General features: G+C 64.5%; 22 protein-coding genes. 5 read left to right on the plus strand and 17 right to left on the minus strand.

Features of this window, described 5'->3' with window-relative positions:
- Positions 1 to 28 precede the first annotated feature (28 nt).
- The 3 genes from ACSU1G_RS02890 to ACSU1G_RS02900 form a co-directional block, all read right to left on the minus strand.
- A complete protein-coding gene (locus ACSU1G_RS02890) occupies positions 29 to 1,123 on the minus strand; it encodes a branched-chain amino acid aminotransferase (RefSeq protein ID WP_439278381.1) in 1,095 nt (364 codons plus the stop codon).
- A 45-nt stretch (positions 1,124 to 1,168) separates the two neighbouring features.
- Complete coding sequence (locus ACSU1G_RS02895; RefSeq protein ID WP_439278382.1) at positions 1,169 to 2,218, minus strand: 3-isopropylmalate dehydrogenase; 1,050 nt, start codon at positions 2,216 to 2,218, stop codon at positions 1,169 to 1,171.
- A gap of 68 nt (positions 2,219 to 2,286) precedes the next feature.
- Entirely contained in the window at positions 2,287 to 3,822 is a 1,536-nt protein-coding gene (locus ACSU1G_RS02900; RefSeq protein WP_439278383.1) for an MFS transporter, read from the minus strand.
- 64 nt (positions 3,823 to 3,886) lie between these two features.
- Here ACSU1G_RS02900 and ACSU1G_RS02905 point away from each other — a divergent pair, with 64 nt between their 5' ends.
- The gene (locus ACSU1G_RS02905; RefSeq protein WP_439278384.1) at positions 3,887 to 4,435 is read left to right on the plus strand and encodes a TetR/AcrR family transcriptional regulator; all 549 of its coding nucleotides are present in this window, start codon (positions 3,887 to 3,889) and stop codon (positions 4,433 to 4,435) included.
- A 39-nt stretch (positions 4,436 to 4,474) separates the two neighbouring features.
- On the opposite strand, the gene serA is transcribed toward ACSU1G_RS02905, so the two are convergent.
- The 3 genes from serA to ACSU1G_RS02920 all read right to left on the minus strand — a co-directional run bounded on the left by serA (position 4,475) and on the right by ACSU1G_RS02920 (position 7,029).
- Entirely contained in the window at positions 4,475 to 6,079 is a 1,605-nt protein-coding gene (gene serA, locus ACSU1G_RS02910) for a phosphoglycerate dehydrogenase (protein ID WP_439278385.1), read from the minus strand.
- Between the two features lie 123 nt (positions 6,080 to 6,202).
- Entirely contained in the window at positions 6,203 to 6,538 is a 336-nt protein-coding gene (locus tag ACSU1G_RS02915) for a hypothetical protein (protein WP_439278386.1), read from the minus strand.
- Positions 6,535 to 7,029, minus strand: coding sequence for a hypothetical protein (locus ACSU1G_RS02920; protein WP_439278387.1), 495 nt, complete (start codon positions 7,027 to 7,029; stop codon positions 6,535 to 6,537). The genes ACSU1G_RS02915 and ACSU1G_RS02920 overlap by 4 nt, the downstream gene beginning before the upstream one ends.
- 71 nt (positions 7,030 to 7,100) lie before the next feature.
- On the opposite strand from ACSU1G_RS02920, the gene ACSU1G_RS02925 reads away from it, so the two are divergent.
- Positions 7,101 to 8,051 carry a hypothetical protein gene (locus ACSU1G_RS02925; protein ID WP_439278388.1) on the plus strand — a complete coding sequence of 317 codons (951 nt, stop codon included), beginning with the start codon at positions 7,101 to 7,103 and terminating at the stop codon, positions 8,049 to 8,051.
- 2 nt (positions 8,052 to 8,053) lie between these two features.
- Here ACSU1G_RS02925 and ACSU1G_RS02930 read toward each other — a convergent pair whose 3' ends face one another.
- Positions 8,054 to 8,710, minus strand: coding sequence for a GntR family transcriptional regulator (locus tag ACSU1G_RS02930; RefSeq protein ID WP_439278389.1), 657 nt, complete (start codon positions 8,708 to 8,710; stop codon positions 8,054 to 8,056).
- A 67-nt stretch (positions 8,711 to 8,777) separates the two neighbouring features.
- On the opposite strand from ACSU1G_RS02930, the gene ACSU1G_RS02935 reads away from it, so the two are divergent.
- On the plus strand, positions 8,778 to 11,627 hold the full coding sequence (locus tag ACSU1G_RS02935) for an FAD-binding and (Fe-S)-binding domain-containing protein (protein ID WP_439278390.1): 2,850 nt from the start codon (positions 8,778 to 8,780) through the stop codon (positions 11,625 to 11,627).
- 50 nt (positions 11,628 to 11,677) lie between these two features.
- Here the strand turns inward: ACSU1G_RS02935 and ilvC are convergent, their stop codons facing one another.
- From ilvC to ACSU1G_RS02970, 7 genes are all read right to left on the minus strand, one after another.
- Positions 11,678 to 12,706 (minus strand): ketol-acid reductoisomerase, encoded by a 1,029-nt coding sequence (gene ilvC, locus ACSU1G_RS02940; RefSeq protein WP_439278391.1) that lies wholly within the window; start codon positions 12,704 to 12,706, stop codon positions 11,678 to 11,680.
- A 42-nt stretch (positions 12,707 to 12,748) separates the two neighbouring features.
- Positions 12,749 to 13,258 (minus strand): acetolactate synthase small subunit, encoded by a 510-nt coding sequence (gene ilvN, locus ACSU1G_RS02945; RefSeq protein WP_439278392.1) that lies wholly within the window; start codon positions 13,256 to 13,258, stop codon positions 12,749 to 12,751.
- 3 nt (positions 13,259 to 13,261) lie between these two features.
- Positions 13,262 to 15,001 (minus strand): acetolactate synthase large subunit, encoded by a 1,740-nt coding sequence (locus ACSU1G_RS02950; protein WP_439278393.1) that lies wholly within the window; start codon positions 14,999 to 15,001, stop codon positions 13,262 to 13,264.
- 111 nt (positions 15,002 to 15,112) lie between these two features.
- Positions 15,113 to 16,831, minus strand: coding sequence for a dihydroxy-acid dehydratase (gene ilvD, locus ACSU1G_RS02955; protein WP_439278394.1), 1,719 nt, complete (start codon positions 16,829 to 16,831; stop codon positions 15,113 to 15,115).
- Positions 16,832 to 16,840: 9 nt separating this feature from the next.
- Positions 16,841 to 17,638 (minus strand): trehalose-phosphatase, encoded by a 798-nt coding sequence (gene otsB, locus ACSU1G_RS02960; RefSeq protein ID WP_439278395.1) that lies wholly within the window; start codon positions 17,636 to 17,638, stop codon positions 16,841 to 16,843.
- Between the two features lie 36 nt (positions 17,639 to 17,674).
- On the minus strand, positions 17,675 to 19,087 hold the full coding sequence (locus tag ACSU1G_RS02965; RefSeq protein WP_439278396.1) for an alpha,alpha-trehalose-phosphate synthase (UDP-forming): 1,413 nt from the start codon (positions 19,085 to 19,087) through the stop codon (positions 17,675 to 17,677).
- A 35-nt stretch (positions 19,088 to 19,122) separates the two neighbouring features.
- Positions 19,123 to 20,376: an MFS transporter gene (locus ACSU1G_RS02970; RefSeq protein WP_439278397.1), complete on the minus strand. Its 1,254-nt coding sequence runs from the start codon at positions 20,374 to 20,376 to the stop codon at positions 19,123 to 19,125.
- Between the two features lie 143 nt (positions 20,377 to 20,519).
- Between ACSU1G_RS02970 and ACSU1G_RS02975 the strand changes: the two genes are divergently transcribed.
- On the plus strand, positions 20,520 to 20,801 hold the full coding sequence (locus tag ACSU1G_RS02975) for a hypothetical protein (protein ID WP_439278398.1): 282 nt from the start codon (positions 20,520 to 20,522) through the stop codon (positions 20,799 to 20,801).
- 26 nt (positions 20,802 to 20,827) lie between these two features.
- Here the strand turns inward: ACSU1G_RS02975 and ACSU1G_RS02980 are convergent, their stop codons facing one another.
- From ACSU1G_RS02980 to ACSU1G_RS02990, 3 genes are read right to left on the minus strand one after another with little or no spacing between them, the layout of a single operon-like run.
- Entirely contained in the window at positions 20,828 to 22,006 is a 1,179-nt protein-coding gene (locus ACSU1G_RS02980) for an acetyl-CoA C-acetyltransferase (protein ID WP_439278399.1), read from the minus strand.
- Complete coding sequence (locus ACSU1G_RS02985; RefSeq protein ID WP_439278400.1) at positions 22,003 to 22,656, minus strand: 3-oxoacid CoA-transferase subunit B; 654 nt, start codon at positions 22,654 to 22,656, stop codon at positions 22,003 to 22,005. Before ACSU1G_RS02985 ends, ACSU1G_RS02980 begins: the two co-directional genes overlap by 4 nt.
- Position 22,657: 1 nt before the next feature.
- Positions 22,658 to 23,446 carry a CoA transferase subunit A gene (locus ACSU1G_RS02990; protein WP_439278401.1) on the minus strand — a complete coding sequence of 263 codons (789 nt, stop codon included), beginning with the start codon at positions 23,444 to 23,446 and terminating at the stop codon, positions 22,658 to 22,660.
- Positions 23,447 to 23,551: 105 nt separating this feature from the next.
- On the opposite strand from ACSU1G_RS02990, the gene ACSU1G_RS02995 reads away from it, so the two are divergent.
- The gene (locus ACSU1G_RS02995) at positions 23,552 to 24,340 is read left to right on the plus strand and encodes an IclR family transcriptional regulator (protein WP_439278402.1); all 789 of its coding nucleotides are present in this window, start codon (positions 23,552 to 23,554) and stop codon (positions 24,338 to 24,340) included.
- Positions 24,341 to 24,344: the final 4 nt, after the last annotated feature.

A 24,344-nucleotide genomic window follows, 5' to 3' on the forward strand; every position in this document is an offset into this window, starting at 1 on the left:
CCGATGCCCCGTCTCCGCGAGAGAAACGTCAGGCGTCGAGGCGCAGCAACCAGCCGTGCTTGTCTTCGCGACGGCCGTACTGGATGTCGGTGAGTTCCTCGCGCAGCGACAGCGCCAGATCACCGATCGGCTGCTCGTCTTCGAAGTCTGCCGTCACGAGCGCACCGATCGGGGTCACCACCGCAGCCGTGCCACAGGCGAACACCTCGACGATGTCGCCGGAGGCAACACCATCACGCCATTCCTGCAGCGAGACCGCGCGCCGCTCGACCTTGTGGCCGCGGTCTTCGGCAAGCTGCAGCAGCGAGTCTCGAGTGATTCCCTCGAGGATGCTGTCCGAATGAGGTGTGACGACGCATCCGTCCTTGAAGACGAACACGACATTCATGCCACCGAGCTCTTCGACGTTGCCGTCCTGATCGAGGAACACGACCTGGTCGCAGCCCTTGTCATAGGCCTCCGCCTGCGGCAGCAAGCTGGACGCGTAGTTGCCGCCAGTCTTGGCGGTGCCAGTGCCGCCCTTTCCCGCGCGTGCATACTGCTCCGAGAGCCAGATCCGCACCGGCTTCACGCCGCCCTTGAAGTACGAACCCGCCGGGCTCGCGATCAGATAGTACGCAACCTTCTCGGCCGGACGCACGCCGAGGAATGCTTCCTTCGCGAACATGAAGGGACGCAGGTAAAGGCTCTGGTCCGCACCCGACGGAACCCACGCGCCATCGACAGCGATGAGCTCACGAATCGACTGGATGAAGTACTCCACGGGCAGTTCCGGCAGCGCCATTCGGCGCGCGCTGCGCTGCAGACGTGCACCATTCTGCTCTGGACGGAACGTGTAGATCGACCCGTCAGCGTGACGGTAGGCCTTGATGCCCTCGAAGATCTCCTGCCCGTAGTGCAGGACGGCAGCCGCCGGGTCGAGCGAAATCGGTCCGTAGGGCTGCACTCTCGGGCGGTGCCAGCCGCCGCGCGCTGACCAGCACACATCGACCATGTGGTCGGTGAAGACCGTGCCGAAGCCAGGGTCCTTGAAGATCTCTTCACGCGCGGCAGCCGACTTCGCGGCAAGGTTCTTGGTCACGGCGAACTCGAGCGGGGCGAGTTCGGTTTCAGTGGTTGTCATGTCACATCCTGCGGTTGATGCGGGCGGCGCTCGCGTGCGTCCAGACTACGCCTGGAGCCTTGCGATGATAGCGTCACCCGTCTGGCTGGTGGTCCGAGAACCGGCTCGATCGGCGATGTCTGCCTCGACCGCGTGAGTGACGCGACCTGATTCCTCCCGGAGCCCGAGGTGATCGAGCAGGAGTGCGACAGACAGGATCGCCGCCGTTGGGTCGGCTTTCTGCTGGCCTGCGATGTCCGGCGCCGAACCATGAACGGGTTCGAACATCGAGGGGAACGCGCCGTCAGGGTTGATATTTCCTGAAGCAGCGAGGCCGATGCCACCGGTGACGGCGCCTGCCAGATCCGTGAGGATGTCACCGAAGAGGTTGTCGGTGACGATCACGTCGAAGCGGGAAGGGTTTGTGACCAGGAAGATCGTGGCCGCATCGACGTGCAGATAGTCTACGACCACTCCGGGGTGCTCCTGCGCCACCTCGTTGACGATGCGCTGCCACAGACCGCCCGAGTGCACGAGAACGTTGGTCTTGTGCACCAGCGTGAGCGTGTTCCTCCGACGCTCGGCGAGCTCGAAAGCGTAGCGGACCACCCGCTCGACGCCATACGCAGTGTTCACACTCGTCTCGTTTGCGATCTCATGCGGCGTTCCGGTGCGGATTGCGCCGCCGTTGCCGACGTACGGCCCTTCAGTGCCCTCGCGAACGACGACGAAGTCGACCTCGCCAGGGTCGGCGAGCGGGCCAGGGGCGCCGGGGTACAGCTTCGACGGGCGCAGGTTCACGTAGTGATCGAGCGTGAAGCGCAGTTTCAGCAGCAGCCCACGCTCGATGTTCGCATCCTTCAGACGCGGGTCGCCCGGCGTGCCGCCGACCGCGCCCAGCATAATGGCGTCATTCGCGCTGATCGCGGCGAGGTCCTCATCGGTGAGCGTGTCCCCTGTCTCGAGGAAGCGCGCCGCTCCCAGCGAGAAGTGTGTCTTCTCGAACGTCACGTCACTGTCTGCGGTGACAGCGTCCAGCACTCTCTCCGCTTCAGCGACGACCTCGGGACCGATACCGTCACCGGGGATGACGGCAAGCTTGACGACACGCGACATGACACTCCTTGCACCGGATGGCGCCCGTTGCGCGACATCGCTCGGGCATGTACCCACCAGCGTACTGGTCAGCGCGAACCCTTCGTGCGCAGGGTGACGGCTGCGATCACTCCCGCCAGTGCGACCAGCGCTGCGCCGATCAGTGCGGTGACCATCACCCCGGATTCGAAGGCGGATGCCGCAGCATCCCACAGCACCGACCCGAGCGGCTGCGGCAGTGTCTGAGAAGTCGTGTAGGCCCCGGCGAGAGTCTCACGGGCGGTATGCGCTGCCTCCGTCGACACCCCGTCAGGAATGACGAGCGCGCCCCGGTACAACGCGGTGATGATTCCACCGAGGATCGTGGTGCCCAGCACTGCGCCGAGTTCGTAGGCCGTTTCAGAAACGGCACTCGCAGCTCCGGCCTTTGCCGAAGGCGCGCTGGAGAGGATCAGCTCATTGGAAATTGTCTCCGCGGCACCGATCCCGATGCCCAGCACCACGAAGGCGATGACCAACGGCAGCGCACCGTGACCAGTTGTTGTGAAGGCGACCAGCAGGTAGCCGATGAAGGAGAAGACAAGCGCTATCGGCACGACCAGGTGCGGCGGTACCCGGCGCGAGATCGGCACGACAGTGAGCCCCGCGACGATGATGGCAAGCATGCCGGGAACAAGTGCGAGCCCTGCCTCCATCGGTGACATACCGAGAACAAGCTGCAGATGTTGCGGAACAAAATACAGGAATCCGACCAGGGCAACGACGCTGAGCAAGTTCACCAGGATCGCGCCGGAGAACGTGCCACGACGGAACAGTGCCATATCCAGCATCGGACTCTCTGCACGCAGCTGACGGCGCACGAACAGCGCGCCCATCCCGAGGCCCAGGATTGCCCACGCAGCCGCGCCAAACGTCGGGCCGTCAACGGCAAGAGACTTGATCGCATAGACGACGGGAATCATCGCGGCCATCGAGAGCAGGATGCTGATCGGATCAATCTTGCCCGGATTCGGGTCACGACTCTCCGGCACGAGAAGCGGTGCCGCGATCAACAGCGGGATCAGCACGGGCACCGCGATGAGAAACACCGAGCCCCACGCGAAGTGCTCAAGCAGGAAACCGCCGACGATCGGACCGAGCGCTGAGCCCGCCGAGAACGCCGACGCCCAGACGGCGATCGCAAGACGGCGCTGATCACGATTCCGGAAGATCGAGCGCAGCAGCGACAGCGTCGACGGCATGAGCATGGCCCCGAACAGACCCAGCAGTGCTCGCGCGGCGATCAGGAGCGCGGCAGTGGGCGCGAACGCGGCGAGCACGGAGACAGCAGCGAATCCGGTCGAGCCGATGAGCAGCATCCTGCGGCGCCCGAATCGGTCACCCAGCGTGCCCATCGTGACCAGGAGACCAGCGAGCACGAGCGGATAGATATCGATGATCCACAGCTGCTCAGCGCCGGACGGTGCGAGATCGATGGCAATTTTGGGCAACGCGAAGCTCAGCACGGTGTTGTCCACCGATACCAGGAGCACTGGCAGCATCAGCACGACCAACGCGAACCATGCGCGAGCGCCGGCGCGAGGCGCGTGGATGCCGCCCGTCTCGAGCGGCGCAGTATCAGCCATCACGTATCTTCCCTCGCATCAATGAACTTCCTTACTATACCGTCCGGCTGGTACAGTTAGCACCATGGCTCGACCTCCCCTGGCACGCGAAAGAGTTCTCGATGCCTTCCAGACGATCCTCATCGAAGACGGTGAACGCACGGCGACGCTGGACGCCACGGCGAAGTCCGCTGGGGTCTCCAAAGGCGGACTGCTCTACCACTTCGCGTCCAAGGAAGAGCTCGTCGCCGGGCTTCTAGAACGGCTGGAACGGCTCGCCGCAGCGGATCTGACGCGAATGGCGGCAGCTCCCGACGGGCCGATCTCCTATTTCCTGCGCACATCCGTCATGGAAGACGCAGACCTCGACCGCGCGCTCGTCGCCGCAGCGCGCGTTGCACAGGGGGGATCCACTGTGGCAGCCGATGCGCTGCGGCGTATTCGGGAGTCGTGGTCTGATGCGCTGCGCCCACATGTGCGCGACGAGACCGCGCTCGACCTCGTGATGCTTCTCAGCGACGGGCTCTACTACAACAACGCACTGGATGCCGCAGGCACCGGGCTCGCCACCCCCGTGCCGACTGGCGCGCAGCTTGAGAAGCTCATCGCTCTCGCACTGCGCGCATCGACCTGACTGCGCGCATCAACCTGATCGTGCCGGGCAGAACCGCGATCAGACCTCGGTGATCTCGATCGATCGGATCACCTTGGCGTCGATGGCTTCGCCGACCTCGGCGAGGAGCTCTTCGGGCACGCGCGAGTCGACAGTCAGCACGGTGAGCGCCGGGCCACCGGCCTCGCGGCGGGCGACCTGCATTCCGGCGATGTTGATACCAGCCTCGCCGAACTTCTGACCGTAGACCGCGACGATGCCTGGGCGATCGGTGTACTGCATGACGATGTGGTGCGTCTCGATCGGCACTTCAATGTCGTGACCGTTGATTCCGACGATCTTCTGAACCATGCGAGTGCCAGCAAGTGTTCCTGCAACGGTGAGCACTGTGCCGTCGGCAAGCGCGCCGCGCAGAGTGGTGAGGTTGCGGTACTCGGGGCTTTCCTTGTCGACGATCAGGCGGGCTTCGATTCCGCGCTGCTCAGCGAACAGCGGGGCGTTCACATAGGACACGTTCTCGCTGACGATGTTGGAAAGGATGCCCTTGAGCGCTGCCAGACGGTAGACGCTGACGTCGTAATCGGCCAGTTCACCACGCACCTCGATGTCGAGGCTGGTGAGCGCAGAGGTGGTCAGGCCACTGAAGATCTGGCCGAGCTTCTCGACCAGGGCGATACCAGGACGCACGAACGGGTCAATGATGCCACCGGCGACGTTGACAGCATCCGGTACGAGATCGCCTTCGAGGGCGAGCTTGACGGAACGAGCCACCGAGACGCCGGCCTTCTCCTGCGCCTCGTCGGTCGAAGCACCCAGGTGCGGCGTTACGATGATGTTCGGCAACTCCAGCAGTTCGCGTGCGGAGCCACCTTCGACTGGCGGCTCCGAAGTGAAGACGTCGAGGCCTGCGCCCGCGATTTCCCCAGCGATGAGAGCTTCGCGCAGCGCAACCTCGTCAATGAGTCCGCCACGTGCGACGTTGACGACGTAGGCCGACTTCTTCATCGCTGCGAACTGTTCCGCGCCGATCATGCCGGTCGTCTCGGGAGTCTTCGGCATGTGGATCGTCAGGAAGTCAGTCTCCGCGACCAGCTCGTCGAGCGTGCGAAGTTCGACGCCCAGCTGCTGCGCGCGTGCGCTCGTAACGTAGGGGTCGAAAGCGATGACCTTCATGCCGAAGCCCTGCATGCGGGCTGCGACGAGCGCACCAATACGGCCGAGTCCGACGATGCCAAGAGTCTTCTCGAACAGCTCGGTACCGGTGTACGAGCTGCGCTTCCACTGCCCGCTTGCCAGCGATGCGTGAGCTGCCGGTACGTGGCGGGCAAGGCTGAGAATGTGCGTGCAGGTGAGCTCTGCTGCAGAGATGATGTTCGAGGTGGGCGCATTGACGACCATGACGCCGGCCCTGGTGGATGCCTGAATGTCGACGTTGTCGAGTCCGACCCCGGCACGGGCGACGACTTTGAGCTTCGGCGCGTGGCTCAGCGCCTCCTCATCGATCTTCGTCGCAGAACGGATGAGCACGGCATGCGCGTCAGCGAGTGATGAGAAGAGCGCCTCGCGATCGGTGCCATCAACCTGGCGGACGTCGAAGTCGGGGCCAAGGGCCTCGATCGTGGCGGGCGAGAGAACTTCGGCAATGAGCACGACTGGCTTCGGCACAGCGGATCCTTCGAGGTTAGCGACACAGCGCGGATGGGATCGATGCGCCGCACACCGTGGGGGCGCGATCGATTCCACCTTACCGGAGGGTGAACACTGCTCCGTGACGTGTGACGCCGCGCGTCAGGTCGTCAACGAGGCGAAGTTCAATGTGCTCAGTGCGACGACGTTCATCCAGAACACCGCGACCAAGGCCAGGCCGGCGATCATGGTGACGGACAGTTCTCCCGCATTGCGGCGCCGACCGAGCGCATAGGCGGCCGCGAATACCAGGATGGGGAAGATCACCGAGAAGATGAGGACGAACCACCCGTACGCATTCATGCCGTAGCCCGCGACGGTAACAAGATATGCCACTGCGTTCCAGACGCCGTAGGCATAGAACAGCCCGGCGAGCCCGACGATGATCGTCTTCCACAGGCCAAGGGCCTGCGTGGTCGATGCGCTCTGATCGCTCATGATCCCACCACCCCTGTCATGACGAACGGCCACGGAACCAGCAGCACCGCACCGGCGAGGAGGCCCAGCGCACGTATCCATCCGGCGGACCGCCGCGTCAGCAGCCAGACGGCCGCGAACCACAGTGCCGGCGCCAGCACAGCCGCCCAGAGCGCGACTTGGTACATGACTCCGGGAATGAGGAACAGCGCGCTGCCCTGCAGCTTCAGACCACCGACGATCCACCCCACCGTGTAGAGCAGGTAGACGCCGCCGATGATTCCGACGATAAGAAGCATCGGAGTGCTCAGCGGCCGGAGCTCTGCCGGCTCAGCGACGGCAATGTCGTCCTCAGGACGCCCGACTGATTCGCTGTCCTTCCCCACCGCGTTCCAGCCGTGTGGGAGCACCGGTTTCTGGACCGGTTTCTCTACTGGTTTCGCTACCGGCTTCTGCACGGTCCCGTCGTCGTCGCCATCCCAGGAGAGGGCGTCGTCAGCATCCGATGTCATGTCTACAGCGTAGCGATGCTCGCGCGCCGACCGATATGATCGGGGCGATCATCATTTAGAGGGGACCAACTGTGGCTGAGCGTAAGAAGAAGGTCGACGCATCGACCGCCACCCCGGCGAATGAGGCCGAGGAGACGTCGGGAGCGGACTGGACTCCGACGCCCACGGCGAAGAAGAAGGCGACGACGTTCCGCTGGATCGCCGTCGCACTATGGGTTCTCGCTATCGCAGCGGAGGCTGTCGCCATCTTCTGGCTGCTGCGACAGCGCGAGTTCGTTGGCGAGGACGGCACACTCGTCCGCAACGCGGACACCGGGCTGCTGGAGACGCAGAACGCTACAGCGCAGTTCCCGCAGTGGGCATTCATCACGCTCATCGTGGCGCTCGTCGTCATCGCCGCGTTGGCGATCACCGGCTCCGTGCTGTGGAAGAAAGCGAACCGACTCGACCCGGCAAAGAAGTCGGAGACCGTGCGCTTCTTCGTGCAGAACCAACTGGGTGCGATCATCGCGATCATCGCGTTCGTGCCGCTGATCATCCTCATCTTCCTGAACAAGGACATGGACAAGGGGCAGAAGGCCACGGCCGGCGTCATCGGCATCGTGCTGGCCGTCCTCGCCACCGTGATCGGTGTCGACTTCAACCCGCCGTCCGTGGAGCAGTACACCGCCGACCAGTCCACAGTGATCCAGTTGCTCGGACAGGACGAGGTCGTGTGGGTCGACGGCGGTGCGGTCTATCACGTCTGCGAAGAGGTCTCGGATATTCAGACCGGCAGCGAGAAGCGTACCGGCACCACGGCCGAGGCCATCGAAGCGGGCAAGTACCGCCTGACGTTGAAGTTCGCGTCCGAGATGCGGGCGTGCGGTCTGCCGGTGCCGGATAACGCCGAGGAGATCACCGACGCACTCCGTGAGATTCAGGCCGGCGACGCCAGCATCGTCCTGCCGGAGCCAGTGTGGGCGGACGGTTCGGTGCCCCCGATCGTCATCGAGGATGCACCGGCGGAGGACGCCGAGTAGGACTACTCCCCCAGCGCCTCGACCAGCCGTTCCTCGGCCGAGCCGAGGTGCGCAGCGAGCAAGGCGGCGGCGTGATCCCCATCGCCTGCCGCGACAGCATCCAGAATCTCGGCGTGCTGGGCGGAGATGACCTGGGCATCGAGCAGTCGTCGTCCCTGCACCTGCGCCATGCACAGACGTACTTCGTCGAGAACGCTTCGATACATCCGCGAAGTGCGCTCACTGCCGACGGCATCGATCAACGCGGTATGGAAGCGCAAGTCGGGGCCGACCGTCGCGGGGTCGGGGCCCTGCGGCATCGCGAGGATCTCGGCGTTGGCCGCGGCCGCATCCAGCGGCACACGCTTCATCGCGGCAAGCTCGCGCAGCGCCGCACTCTCCAGCCGCGTGCGCGTGCGATAGACATCGCGCACCATGGCCGCGTCGATCGCGACCACGCGCGCCGAGCGATGTGCTGTGCGCACGACAAGTCCCGACGCCACCAGCTGTTCAATCGCTGCTTTGGCGCTGGGGCGTGCGACACCGAACATCTCAGACACCTTCGCCTCGGTCAGCGCCGTGCCAGCAGCAATGTCGCCTGCCAGGATCTGCACGCGCAACCGCCGTGTGACGGCATCGACGATTCCGACCACACCGAGCGACGCATCTGAGAGGGTCATGTACTCAGCGTAGAGGAGACTAGACTGCTCGGTAATCTTGTCTGACAATTTGAGCGAAGGAGCCGCCGTGTCGACGACACTCGCGCATCCGCTGGACACCGACATGCTCGGCCCGGATACCACAGTCACCTCTCGCTCCATCGACCGCTTCGCGCGCGCTCATGACGCATCGCACTACCTCCTGATCCCGGATGCCGTACTCACACCCCGAGATGCTGCCGGCGTCGCTCGAGCGTTCGACGCAGTTCGCGCTGCCGGTCGCACGCTCACCTTCCGCTCCGGCGGGACAAGCCTGTCTGGGCAGGCCGTCTCCGGAGACATCCTTGTGGACACGCGCAGCCACTTTCGCGGCATCCAGATCGAAGATGACGGTCGGATCGCCCGCGTCGGCCCCGGCGTCACCGTGCGGCAGGTCAACACGCGCCTCGGCCGCTATAAGCGAAAGATCGGTCCGGATCCGGCCAGCGAGATCGCCTGCACGATCGGCGGTGTCATCGCCAACAATTCCAGCGGCATGGCATGCGGAATCACCGAGAACTCGTACCAGACCGTCGAATCGCTGCTCCTCGTGCTCCCCAGCGGAACGATTCTCGACACCGGTGCACCCGATGCTCTCGAGCAGCTTCAGTCTGCAGAACCTGAGATCGCCTCCGGGCTGCTCGCCATTCGCGAGCGACTGCTGGCCGCACCCGATTCCGTAGCATTCATCCGCCAGCAGTTCTCCATGAAGAACACCATGGGCTACGGAATCAATGCGCTTGTCGACTTCGATGATCCCGTGCGCATTCTCGAACATCTCGTCATCGGCTCAGAAGGCACCCTGGCGTTCGTCGCTGAGGCGCGGTTGCGCACGATCGAGATCCGCCCGCAGATCGCGACCGGTCTGCTCGTGTTCGCAGGCCTCGCCGATGCCATGGCTGCGCTTCCTGGGCTCGCCGAACAGGGTCTCGCCACGATCGAGCTGATGGATGCCGCATCGCTTCGCGTTGCACAGGGGCTGAGCGATGTTCCGGCATCCATCGCCGCCATTGACGTCCTTGATCATGCGGCGCTCCTCGTCGAGGTGCACAGCTCGAGCGTCGACGAGCTCACCAGCGCGAGCGACAGCGCGCTGGCGCACTTCAACGCACTCCCTCTCGCTGTCACGGCAGCACTGACCACCGACGCTGCAGAGCGCGCCTCGCTATGGAGCGTGCGCAAGGGGCTGTACACGGCTGTTGCCGGCGCCAGACCGTCCGGCACGACTGCTCTGTTGGAAGACATTGTGGTTCCGGTGGATCGTCTGCTGACGACGTGCGAGCGGCTTATCGTACTGTTCGAGAAGCACGATTACGAAGGCTCGGTGATCTTCGGCCATGCCAAGGACGGCAATGTGCATTTCTTGCTCAATGAGCGCTTCGATGATGACGCCAGCGTCGCGCGCTACCGTCGCTTCACCGCCGACCTCGTCGACCTCGTGCTGGGCCAGGGAGGCTCGCTGAAGGCCGAACACGGGACAGGCCGGATCATGGCGCCTTTCGTGAGGCGTCAGTACGGCGATTTCCTCACCGACATGATGTGGGACATCAAGCGACTGCTTGACCCGGCTGGCATCCTGAACCCTGGTGTTGTTCTCTCCGAAGACGCCGACTCTTACCTGTACGACCTCAAACGCGTGCCGACTGTCGAAAGCGAAGTCGACCGCTGCGTGGAATGCGGCTACTGCGAGCCGACCTGCCCTAGCAAGGACATCACGCTCACACCGCGCCAGCGCATCGTGCTTCGACGCGACATGGCATGGGCGGAAGAGCAGGGCGACCACGAACTGCTCAAGGAACTGCGCGCCGATTACGACTACGACGGCGTGCAGACGTGCGCAGTCGACGGCATGTGCGCAGTCGCCTGCCCCGTCGACATCAACACGGGCGATCTGGTGCGACGTCTGCGCGCGGAGGAGGCGTCGAAGGTCGAGGACGGCCTGTGGGACGTCGCAGCGAAGAGCTGGGGTGCGGTGACGAGGATTGGCGGTGTGGCGCTGACCGTCGCCGATGCGATGCCCGTACCGCTCGTGAAGGGTGTCACCCAGCTCGGCCGCGCCGTACTCGGTGCCGACACCATGCCGTTGTACGACGCCGGGCTCCCCCGCGGCGGTTCCAAGGCTCCGGCCACGTCATCGCCTGCAGATGCGCAGGCCGTGTTCTTCGGCGCGTGCATCGGCACGATGTTCGGCCCGGAGGATCACGGCATCGGATCGCGTGACGCTGTACAGGCTCTGCTCGATCGCGCGGGCATCCCCTTTGCCATTCCGGACGACACCGGAGGCCTCTGCTGCGGCACCCCGTGGAAGTCGAAGGGACATCTGACCGGCTACGACCGCATGACCGAGCGTGTTCTCGCATCCTTGTGGGTTGCCAGCCGCTTTGGCGAGCTGCCGGTGGTGTGCGATGCGGCATCCTGCACGGAGGGCCTGCATACGATGCTGGAGAAGTCGCTGGAGGAGTACCCGGAGTACGCAGGGTTGCGCATCGAGGATGCGACGACCTATGTCGCACGCGAGGTGCTCCCCCGATTGACGGCGCTGAACAGAGGCGTCACGAAGAAGATCGACTCGATTGCAGTGCACCCGACGTGCTCGACGACCGCGCTCGGCGCGAGCGGAGCGCTGACTGCGCTCGCTTCCGCGGTCGCCGACGAGGTGTACGTGCCGGAGGGCTGGGGCTGCTGCGCCTTCGCCGGCGACCGTGGCATGTTGCATCCTGAGCTCACCGAGAGCGCCACAGCTGTCGAGTCTGCCGAGGTCGCCGCGGCAGACGCTGAGCGGAACGGGTTCGACGCGTTCGTCTCGGCGAACCGCACGTGCGAAATCGGCATGAGCCGCGCGACCGGCAAGCCCTACCGCCACGTGGTTGAGGTTCTTGAGGAACTCACCCGTCCCTGAACGCAAGAACGGGCGCCCCGCGAGGGACGCCCGTTCTGTGAAGCGATGGATCAGCGCGCGGCCGAACCGTCGACGTAGTCCTCGTCCTCCTGCTTCCAGGCGAAGAGCGAACGCAGCTCCTTGCCGGTCACCTCGATCGGGTGCTGCTCTTCCTTGGCGCGCAGCGCGAGGAACTCCTCGGCACCGTTGTCCTGGTCCTCGATGAAGCGCTTGGCGAATGCGCCAGACTGGATGTCGGCCAGCACGCTCTGCATGTTTTCCTTGACACGAGCGTCGATGACGCGCGGGCCGGAGACGTAGTCACCGAACTCAGCGGTGTCGGAGATCGACCAGCGCTGCTTGGCGATGCCGCCCTCCCACATGAGGTCGACGATGAGCTTGAGCTCGTGCAGCACCTCGAAGTACGCGATCTGCGGCTGGTAGCCCGCCTCGGTGAGGGTCTCGAAGCCGGCCTGCACGAGGTGGCTCACGCCACCGCAGAGCACAGCCTGCTCGCCGAACAGGTCGGTCTCGGTCTCTTCGGTGAACGTCGTCTTGATGACGCCGGCGCGGGTGCCACCGATGGCCTTCGCGTACGAGAGGGCGACCTGCCAGGCCTGGCCCGACGCGTCCTGCTCGACGGCGATGATGTCCGGGATGCCACGGCCCGCGACGAACTCGCGACGCACGGTGTGCCCCGGAGCCTTCGGCGCGACGAGGATGACGTCAACGCCCTCGGGTGCGTCGATGTAGCCGAAGCGGATGTTGAAGCCGTGTGCGAAGGCGAGGGTCTTGCCCGCGGTCAGGTTCGGCGCGATCGAATCAGCGTAGATCGTGCGCTGGTGCTGGTCGGGCGCCAGGATCATGATGAGGTCAGCCCAGACGGTGGCATCTGCCACGTTCTTGACCGGGAAGCCGGCTTCTTCTGCCTTGGCGATCGACTTCGAGCCGTCCTTCAGCGCGATCGTGACCTCGACACCCGAGTCGCGAAGGTTCATCGCGTGGGCGTGGCCCTGCGAACCATAACCGACGATCGCGACCTTCTTGCCCTGAACGAGGGACAGGTCGGCATCAGCGTCGTAGAAGATCTCAGTACTCACGTTGTGTTTCTCTTTCTTCTGGAGGTTTGTGTTAGTCAGTGCTCAGCCGCGCAGAACGCGTTCGGTGATGCTCTTGCCGCCGCGACCGATGGCTAGCAGCCCAGACTGTGCGAGCTCCTTGATGCCGAACGGCTCGAGTGCACGCAGCAGCGCCTCGACCTTGCCCTTGTCGCCGGTGACCTCGATCACCAGTGCATCTGAGGCGTAGTCAACAACCGAAGCGCGGAACAGGTTTACGACTTCGATCACGTTGGAGCGGGTCGCATTATCGGTGCGCACCTTCACGAGGACGTGCTGTCGCTGCACAGAGGATGCCGGATCAAGCTCGACGATCTTGATGACGTTGATCAGCTTGTTCAGCTGCTTTGTCACCTGCTCGAGCGGCAGCTCGTCGACATCGACGACGACGGTGATCCGGGAGATACCAGGAACCTCGGTCACGCCAACGGCGAGAGATTCGATATTGAACCCGCGACGAGCGAAAAGCCCGGCGACGCGGGTCAGCAGACCCGGGGTGTTCTCCACAAGGAGACTCAGCACGTGAGTTGACATGGCTCAGATCTCCTCGTCGAATGCGGGCGCGTGGTCGCGTGCGTACTGCACGTAGTTGTTGCTGACGCCCTGTGGCACCATCGGCCACACCATCGCGTCGGCGGAGACGACGAAGTCGATCACGACGGGGCGGTCGTTGGTCTCCAGCGCGAGCTTGATCGCGGCGTCGACCTCTTCTTCCTTCTCCACGCGGATCGCGAGGCACCCGTAGGCCTCGGCGAGCTTGACGAAGTCGGGAATCCGAATTGTGCCGTGCCCGGTGTTCAGATCGGTGTTCGAGTGACGCCCGTTGTAGAACAGCGTCTGCCACTGGCGCACCATGCCGAGGGACGAGTTATTGATGATCGCGACCTTGATCGGGATGTTGTTGATCACGCAGGTGGCAAGCTCCTGATTCGTCATCTGGAAGCATCCGTCCCCGTCGATCGACCAGACCACGCGGTCAGGTTCTGCGACCTTGGCACCCATGGCCGCAGGAACCGAGTACCCCATGGTGCCGGCGCCACCCGAGTTCAGCCAGGCGTTCGGCCGCTCGTACTTGATGAACTGTGCAGCCCACATCTGGTGCTGTCCGACGCCCGCGGCGTAGATGCCCTCAGGACCGGTCAACTCGCCGATGCGCTTGATCACGTACTGCGGTGCGAGCAAGCCATCGCTGGGCTCGGAATAGCCGAGCGGGAACTCATCGCGCAGACCATCGAGGTACGACCACCACTCAGCGGTGTCGACCTTCGCGCCGTCCAGCGCGCCACGGAAGGCGGCATCCAGATCGATCAGGACGTCACGCACGTCGCCGACGATCGGCACATCTGCCGTGCGGATCTTGGAGATCTCCGCCGGGTCGATGTCGACGTGCACGACCTTCGCGTTGGGAGCGAACAACGCGGCCTTGCCTGTCACACGATCATCGAACCGCGCGCCAAGAGAAATGAGCAGGTCGGCCTCCTGCAGCGCAAGCACCGCAGGTACCGTGCCGTGCATGCCGGGCATACCCAGGTGCTGCGGGTGCGAGTCGGGGAACGCGCCGCGAGCCATCAACGTCGTGACCACCGGCGCACCGGTCGACTCAGCGAGCTCGAGCAGCTCGGCCGAGGCCTTGCCACGGATGACGCCACCACCGACGTACAGCACCGGCTTCTTGGCTTCGACCAGCAGCGCGGCCGCAGCCTGGATCTGCTTGCCGTGGGCCTTGGTCACCGGACGGTAGCCAGGCAGGTCGATCTTGGGCGGCCAGATGAAGGGTGCGGTGGCCTGCTGCGCATCCTTCGTGATGTCGACGAGGACGGGGCCGGGGCGCCCGGTGCCAGCGATCTCGAAGGCCGCTGCGATCGCACCGGGGATATCGGCGGCATTCTTCACGAGGATGGAGTGCTTGGTCACCGGCATCGTGATGCCGATGATGTCTGCCTCCTGGAAGGCATCCGTCCCCATCAGCGTGGAAAATACCTGGCCGGTGATCGCCACGATCGGAACCGAGTCCATGTAGGCGTCCGCGATCGCTGTGACGAGGTTCGTTGCACCGGGGCCGGAGGTCGCGATGCAGACGCCGATGCGACCGGATGCCGAGGCATATCCTTCCGCGGCATGACCGGCACCCTGCTCATGGCGCACAAGGATGTGCCGAAGAGCGGTGGAATCCATCAGCGGGTCGTAGACCGGGAGGATCGCTCCCCCGGGCAGACCGAACACGTCGGTGACACCGAGCAGTTCCAGCGAGCGAACGACGGCTTCCGCGCCACTCATCTCTGGAGCAGTGGATTTTGAGGATGGCGGCCGAGGCACGGCCGAACCAGAATCAGCAGTCATGTCTTTCCTTGATGATCTGAAGTGTCGTCGACAGTACGCCGACGTGGATCAACCGGTCGTCGCGCCTTCGGCGGCGGAGCGCACGAGGGCTGCGTACTTGGCAAGAACGCCACGGGTATAGCGCGGGGGCAGTGGTTCCCAGCCAAAACGGCGGGATGCGAGCTCTGCATCATCGACGAGTAAGTCAAGAGAGCGAGCTGCGATATCGACCCGTATCAGATCACCATCGCGCACGAAGGCAATTGGACCTGCGTCCACCGCTTCGGGTGCTATGTGGCCGATGCACAGGCCGGTTGTGCCGCCTGAGAATCGTCCGTCAGTCAACAGTAGTACATCTTTTCCGAGGCCAGCGCCCTTGATGGCTGCGGTGATCGCGAGCATCTCACGCATACCGGGCCCACCCTTGGGGCCCTCATAGCGGATCACGACCACGCTGCCTGCCTCGACCTCGCCGTTCGCGACAGCATCCATCGCCGCACGCTCGCGCTCGAAGACGCGAGCCGGGCCCTCGAACACGGTCGCGTCGAAGCCAGCCGTCTTCACGACTGCGCCCTCTGGTGCCATCGAACCGTGCAGGACGGTGAGGCCTCCGGTGGCGTGGATCGGGTTGTCGAACGTGTGGATGACCTCGCCGTCGATCGGCGCCGGGTTGAGATCCGCGAGGTTCTCCGCGAGGGTCTTGCCCGTCACTGTGAGCGCGTCGCCGTGCAACAGACCCTCATCGAGCATCGCCTTCATGATGACGGGGATGCCGCCCTGACGGTCGACGTCATTCATGACGTACTTGCCGAACGGCTTCATGTCCGCGATGTGCGGCACCTTGTCGCCGATCCGGTTGAAGTCGTGAAGGTTCAGCTCGACTTCCGCCTCACGGGCGATCGCCAGCAGGTGCAAGACGACGTTCGTCGAGCCGCCGAGCGCCATCGCGAGTGCGATCGCGTTCTCGAACGCCTCCGGAGTGAGGATGTCGCGTGTCGTGATGCCCTGGCGAAGCAGGTTGACCACGGCCTCGCCAGAGCGGTGCGCGTAGTAATCACGCCGGCGATCTGCCGCAGGCGCCGCCGCTGAACCGGGGAGGCTGAGTCCGAGCGCTTCGGCGACAGACGCCATCGTGTTGGCGGTGTACATGCCGCCGCAGGCGCCTTCGCCCGGGGCGATCGCGCACTCGATGCGCTTGAGGTCCTCTTCGCTCATGAGACCGGCACGGTGCGCGCCGACGGCCTCGAAGGAGTCGATGATCGTGACGTCCTTCTCGGTGCCATCCGAGAGCTTGACCCAGCCGGGTGCGATGGATCCGGCGTACAGGAACACGCTGGACAGGTCCAGACGCGCACTGGCCATGAGCATGCCGGGGATGGACTTGTCACAGCCGGCCAGCAGCACGCTGCCGTCGAGCCGCTCTGCCATCATGACCGTTTCGACCGAGTCGGCGATGACCTCGCGGGAGACCAGCGAGAAGTGCATGCCCTCATGGCCCATCGAAATGCCGTCAGAGACCGAGATGGTGCCGAACTGGAGCGGATAGCCGCCGCCGGAGTGCACGCCCTCCTTCGCGCCCTGAGCAAGACGATCCAGGCTCAGGTTGCACGGCGTGATCTCGTTCCAGCTGGACGCGATTCCGATCTGGGGCTTGTCCCAGTCGGCATCCCCCATACCGACGGCACGAAGCATGCCGCGGGAGGTCGTAGCCTCGATGCCGTCAGTGACGACACGGCTGCGGGGTTTGATGTCGATGGGCGCGTTCGAAGCAGGATCTTGCGAGGACATGACGGCAGTCTATTCCCGTCCGGCGGCCCGCTCGGTCGCGAGCGCCTCCAGAAGAGCGGCCATCTCTTGTGGAGAGTCCACACGGAGCGCCGCGGCAGACTCCCCTGGGCCGACACGCAGGCCCAGATCACCCGGCTGCAGCACCCGCATCGCGTCTTCGTCGGTCACGTCATCGCCAGCGAACAGGATGCCGGTGGCACCGAAGTGCTCGCGCAGCACGGTCATCGCGGCGTCTTTGCCCTCGACACGTGATGAAAACTCCAGCACGCGATGACCAGACCGGCGCCGCCACTGCGGGAAACGCTCCGCAACCAAAGCGTCGATCTCCGCGAACACGGCGGCCTCAACTTCGGGCGTCGCCTGGCGAGTGTGGATGCCCATGCCAAAAGTCTTCGGCTCGAGGCGCACGTTCTCGTAGCGGTCAACGATCGGCTGAGCGGCCGCCCAGAGCGCCTCGCGAGCACCCTCCTGCGTGGTGTCCCCGGGCGTGTCGGCATCGCCGGTCCCGGGAAACCAGTACTGGGCACCATGAGAGCCTGCCAGAGCGACGAGCGAGTCGGGGGTGTGCTCGGTGATCTCCTTCAGATCGTGCATGCTGCGACCGGACACATACGCGATGAACGTGTCGGGCAGCGCCGCGAGTCGCTCGAGCTGCGCCTTCACCTCAGGGAGCGCGCGCGCCGCCATGGGCTCAGCCACAAGCGGCGACGCGGTGCCATCGAAATCCAGCGCGACAACAAGTCGCGGTGTGCTGGCGATCTTCGTCAGCGCGTCATCAACGGATCCAGGGGTCCAGGTGCGGGTCACAGCGTCTCCTCATCGGGTTCGATCCCGACCAGCCTCTCACGCACGTTGGGAGCGGACTGTCGCGAGAGCGTTCAAGAACGAGGATGACCAGGCTTGGACATCGTGCTCGAGTACACGGCGCCGCAGCGACCGCATCCGCTTGCCCTGCTCAGCGGGCCTCATCTCCACCGCAGTCATAATCGCGTCTTTCAGGAACTCGATGTCATGCGGGTTGACGAGAACCGCTTGACGGAGTTCGTCGGCAGCGCCGGTGAACTCGCTGAGCACGAGCACGCCCCGGTTGTCGGTGCGTGTCGCGACGTACTCCTTTGCCACAAGGTTCATACCGTCGCGCAGCGCCGTGACGAGCATGACATCGGCGGCCAGATACAGCGCCACCATCTCCTCACGCGGGAATCCTTGGTGCAGGTAGCGGATCGCCGAGTGCTCCATCGTGTCGGTGTCGCCGTTGATGCGGCTGACGGCGAGTTCGATCTCGTCGCGCAGCTGCACGTAGGCCTCCACCCGTTCACGACTCGGGCTCGCGACCTGGATGAGGATGACATCCTCGACCTCGAGACGTCCCTCTGCGAGCAGCTCACCGTAGGCCTTGATCCGATGACGGATGCCCTTGGTGTAGTCGAGGCGGTCAACGCCCAGCAGGATCGTCTTCGGATTGCCCAGGCTCTCGCGGATCTCGATGGCTCTGGCCTGTACCTCCGGCTTTGCCGCGAGTTCGAGATATGGCGTGGTGTCGATCGAGATCGGGAAGGCCTTCGCGATGACCGTCCGGGCGCCATCCTCGCCTGGTACCGCGACGGTCGTGGACTTCACCTCATACTTCAGTCGGCGCCGAACGGCAGCCAGGAAGTAGGAGGCGTCCTGCACCCGCTGGAACCCGACGACATCGGCGCCCAGCAGACCTCGCAGCATCTGATCGCGCCACGGCAGCTGTGCGTACAGCCCGTGCATCGGGAACGGGATGTGGTGGAAGTACCCGATCGTCACGTCTGGGCGCAGTGCACGCACCATCTCTGGGACGAGCTGCAGCTGGTAGTCGTGCACCCAGACTGTGCCGTTCTCCGAAACAGTAGCGGCCGCTGCTTCGGCGAAGCGCCTGTTGACGATGACGTATGAGTCCCACCACTCGCGGTGAAACTGCGGTGGGGCGATGACATCGTGGTACAACGGCCAGATCGTGTCGTTCGAGAAACCCTCATAGTATTCGGCGACTTCTTGCGCGGACAGTGCGATCGGGATAAGCCGGATGCCATTGGCTTCGAAGGGCTTGAGCTCCAGGTCGGCTTGACCTGCCCACCCGACCCAGGCGCCATCCACCTGCTGCATCACCGGCTCAAGCGCCGCGACCAGACCGCCCGGCGAGGTGCGCCAGATCTCGGTGCCGTCCGCTCCCACCACGCGATCGACCGGCAGCCTGTTAGCAACGACGACGAAATCTGCGGTGGCCATGGTGACTCCTCACACAGTGGATCAGTGACCCCAGGCTAGCGAGTCCTTATTTGGACCCTGCTCAGGAACCAGTTCACGACGCCGGCGAGGAAGGCGATCGCCGCCGCGATCATCGGCAGCAGCAGCGAAGGGGTGGTGCCCAGCTTTTCCGCGATCTCTCCGGTGACCGCTGCTCCGATCGACTGGCCGACGATCACACCGGAGCCGAGCATCGTCATGACGGTGGCAGAGCGGCCCAGCGGACTGCGTGCCGCGCCGAAGCTGTACTGGGTGACCAGTGTCGGTCCGATTCCGATTCCCATGACGCCCAGGACCACCATCATGGCTCCGGGTGTGTCGACCACGGCGAGAAACAGCGAACCGAGCAGCAGGATGCTGGAGAAGACCAACCAACGCGCGCGCAAGGAGAATCGCGGTGGCAGCCACGCCACTCCGAGAGCGAGAATCGCGGATCCGACGCCCATCACGCCGTACAGAACACCCGCCTGCTCGGGAGCGCCTCGATCGGCCATGAACGACGTCAATGCGGTGAGCATCGTGCCAAAGAAAATGCCGACGCCGAGAATTCCGACAACCACGACAAGCAGCTGCGGACGGAAGAGTTCGGTGACCTTCGAGGGCGCCCGGCCGTCGGCATCGCGCTCCTGCGAGACATGGCGTCCACTCGGATGCAGGGCGAAGGCACCGACAAACAACACCGTCAGCACCGCGGCGCCCACCAGCGGTGCCCAGGGGGCGATCACTGAGGCGGCGACACCGACGATGAAGGGGCCGAAAACGAAAACAGTCTCGTCTGCAGCCGATTCGTACGCCATGGTGCGCGACACTGTGCGCACGCGCGTGCGTTCCGGCATCCGCTCGTTGATCATCGCAACGAGTCGAGAGCGCGACATCGGGGCAACCTGCGGTGCGGTGGCGCCGATGCCGAACGCGGCCAACAGCACGAAGGCATCCGTAGACCCGCTGTAGACGACCAGCGTGAAGACGATGAGCATCGTTGCGTTGGAGACGGCGAGAAGCACGAGCACGCCTCGCTGGCCGAATCGATCAGCAGCCGCACCGAGCAGCGGTCCGAAACAGGCGGTGCCGAGGCCGACAGCAGCTGAGGTCAGCCCGCCGAGAGACAGTGATCCGCGGGCGGAGACGACGACGGTGAGAACGCCAACCACCATCATCGCGAACGGGAGGCGGGCCACGAAGGCGACCAGGAAGTAGGGGAAACCTGCGACGTGAAGCAGGCTGGTTTTCGTCGGCTCGGGAGGCTGAGTGGGTGCGTGTGTGTGGGTCATGACTCTCGCGCGCCCAAGGACGCGGGGATCTGGTGCCGCCGCTGTCCGTCGGAGTGCCGACGGCCGGTAGTTACACAGCTTCAGACGCCGAAGCGCCGCCGCCCATTCTAGCCGCGCCACCTGAGCGAAGGTAGATTGGAGGAATGCGCTACCTCTTCAGCACCGGGCTCATCGCAGCATTGACCACGGGTGTGTCACTGCTTCGCGGCACGCGTGAGGCGCCGATCACCTGGCGCGCCGCGCTTGCGTGGCTGAGCTGGGGCATCACGCTCGCGCTCGCAATCGGTGCCGCGGTCGATATGCGCCGCAACGAACGTGGCGTCACCGTCGCCATGGACTCTCCGCTTGCGGCAAAGCAGACCAAGCGCATGAAGAAGGAAGCCAAACAGCTCGACAAGCAGCTCAAGGCCGCCCAGAAGCGCTGAGGCTTCCTTCCCGTCAGCGGGTGAGATCAGCGGGTAAGGATGAGTGCCTCTCCCTGACCGCCACCACCGCACAGCCCGACAGCGGCAGTGCCGCTCCCCCGGCGAACGAGCTCGTGAGCCAGGTGCACAACCAGTCGGTTGCCGGACACGCCAATCGGATGCCCGATCGCGATCCCGCCTCCATGGACGTTCACGATGTCGCTGGACACGCCGAGTTCAGTCTGAGAGCGGGCGACAACAGCGCCGAACGCCTCATTGATTTCCAGCACATCGAGATCTGCGGCGGTGATCCCCTGCTTTTCGAGCGCCCGCTGGATCGCCTGCGCCGGCTGCGCCTGCAGCGAGTTGTCCGGACCTGCGGTCTGGCCGCTGGCACCTATTGTGACGAGCACCGGCCATCCCTGCGCCTCGGCGTTCTCTCGCGAGGTCACGACGACGGCAGAGGCCCCGTCCGAGATCTGCGAGGAGTTGCCGGCAGTGATTGATCCGCCCTCGGCGAACGCCGCGCGGAGCTTGCCGAGCGTTTCGACGGTCGTCTCAGGCCGAACGCCTTCGTCACGGGTCACCACGACCGGCTCCCCCCGTCGCTGAGGTACCTCGACCGGTACGATCTCGGCGTCGAAGATACCCGCTTCGGATGCTGCGGCAGCACGCTGATGCGACAGCGCTGCCACCGTATCCTGCGCCTCGCGGGTGAGCTCGAAGCGGTCGTTGTGACGCTCGGTCGATGCGCCCATGCTCTCTTCGTCGTAGGCGTCGGTGAGCCCGTCAAAGGCCATGTGGTCCAGAACCTCGACGCTGCCGTAGGTCCAGCCGTCACGCGAGCCCATCAGCAAGTGCGGTGCGCGTGTCATCGACTCCATACCGGCGGCCACGACGGTCGTGGCATCCCCGGTGCGGATCATCCTGGCGGCATCAATGATGGCGGTGAGGCCAGACAGGCAGACCTTGTTGACCGAATGCGCAGGGACGTCCCAACCGAGTCCAGCGCCGATCGCAGCCTGGCGTGCGGCGTTCTGTCCAGAGCCCGCTGAGAGCACTTGCCCGACGATCACGGCATCGATCGCCGAGGGATCGATGGATGCCTGCGCAAGTGCACCCTTGATCGCGAAGGACCCGAGTTGGGGAGCCGTGAACGAGGCAAGCTGTCCCTTCAGGCGGCCCTGGGGTGTGCGTGCGGCGGCGACGATGACGATGTCGGTCATGACTGTTCCTTCAGCTCTGGTGAGATGATCAGCGGCGGCTCTGTTGCGTCGATGATTTCCTGAACGCTTACGCCTGGTGCGGTCTCTACGAGGACGAGGCCGGCGTCTGTGATGTCGATGACGGCGAGATCGGTGATGATCCGGTGTGCCACTGCCCGCCCGGTCAGCGGCAGCGAGCACTCGTTCACGATCTTCGCGGAGCCGTCCCTGGCCACGTGCTCCATCAGAATGATGAGCCGGCCTGCGCCGTGCACGAGGTCCATCGCGCCGCCTGGGCCCTTCACCATCTTTCCTGGAATCATCCAGTTGGCGAGATCTCCCTTTGCAGAAACCTGCATCGCGCCGAGGATGGCCGCATCGATCTTCCCGCCGCGGATCATGCCGAAGCTGGTGGCCGAGTCGAAGAATGCCGTGCCGGGCAGCGTCGTCACGGTCTCCTTTCCGGCGTTGATGAGATCCGCATCGACGGCGTCCTCGGTCGGATACGGACCGACACCCAGAATGCCGTTCTCGGATTGCAACACCACGGTGATGCCCTCTGGGACATAGTTGGGAACCAGGGTCGGCAGACCGATTCCGAGGTTCGCATAGGAGCCATCGGTGAGCTCGAGAGCCGCACGGGCCGCCATCTGTTCGCGGGTGAGTGCCATGTCAGACTCCTGCCTTTGCGGTTTCGGATTTCGTGATGGTGCGGCGCTCGATGCGCTTCTCGATGTCGGTGCCCACCTCGATGACACGGTGCACGAACACGCCAGGCAGATGCACGTGATCCGGGTCGATCTCACCCGGCTCAACGAGTTGCTCCACCTGCGCGATGCAGACGCGACCCGCCATGGCTGCGATCGGGTTGAAGTTGCGGGCGGCCTTGTTGAAGACCAGGTTGCCGTGCCGGTCGCCCATGAGCGCGTGCACGATCGAGAAGTCTGTCGTGATCGCCTCTTCCAGCACGAATTCCTTGGGCGTTCCGTTGACATCGAAGGTACGGGTGTCCTTGACCGGGGAGGCGACGGCGATAGTGCCGTCCGGGTTGTAGCGCCGTGGCAGTCCACCCTCGGCGACCTGTGTGCCGACGCCGGTCTGAGTGAAGAATGCGGCAATACCGGATCCTCCGGCACGCAGCTTCTCAGCCAGCGTGCCCTGGGGAGTCAGCTCCAACTCGAGTTCACCGGAGAGGAACTGTCGTTCGAACTCCTTGTTCTCACCGACGTACGACGATGTCATCTTGCGGATGCGCTGGGCATTCAGCAGGATGCCGAGGCCCCAGTCATCGACGCCGCAGTTGTTGCTGACGATGCTCAGGTCGGTCGTGCCCTGTGCGAGCAGCGCTTCGATGAGGGCAATCGGGTTTCCGGAGAGCCCGAAGCCTCCGACTGCCAGGGACGCGCCGTTCGGAATGTCAGTGATTGCTTCTGCCGCAGTGGCCCATTGTTTGTCGATCATGCAGCACTCCTTCGTGTGAGGTCTACTTCCAGCATCCGCCTCTTTCCGGCCCGACGGAAGCTCCGGTCTTGCGATGTGGGTGTTCTTCTCGGTAACGTCCACATTGTGAACAGTTCAGCACCTTCGGTCCCCGGAACGCAGGCAGTGGCCCGCGCCGCGAGCCTGCTGCGCCTCGTCACTGCAGGAGGCGAGAACGGTGCGAGCCTGCAGGACCTCGCGCGTCAGGCAGATCTGTCGCGCTCCACGACGCATCGGCTGCTCAGCGCCCTGCGCGTAGAGGGCTTGGTTGATCGCGATGACCAGACGGCCAGATGGATGCCCGGCCCCGAACTGTTCCTCATGGGCGCTGTCGCCGCGGCGCGATACGACGTGACGGCGTTGGCACGCGACATCGTTCGCTCACTCGCTGTGAAGACAGAGGAGAGTGCATTCCTCTCGGTACGGCGCGCTGATGAGACCGTGTGCCTGCTACGCGAAGAAGGCTCGTTCCCGATCCGCTCTTTCGTCCTCAGCGAGGGTGTGCGCTTCCCACTCGGCGTGGCCAGCGCAGGCCTCGCGATCCTGTCGTTCCTGCCTGACCACGATGTGGATGCCTACCTCGAACGGCATCCGGAACTCAGTGAACGTTGGGGACGCACCCACAGCACAAAACCGCTGCGCACGAGGGTGGCTGAGACGAAGGAGCGTGGCTTCGCTATCAATCCTGGGCTGATCGTCGAAGGTAGCTGGGGAATGGGGGCAGCGGTGTTCGACCGGACGGGACGGCCAGAATGGGCGCTCAGTTTGACCGGCGTGGAATTCCGCTTCGGCCCAGACCGCGTCGCCGAACTCGGACGCACCCTGCTCGCGCACGCGCACCAGCTGTCCTCGCGGATCGCGAGCACGAGGCGCTGAATTC

The sequence above is a fragment of the Microbacterium sp. A93 genome (assembly GCF_051842835.1).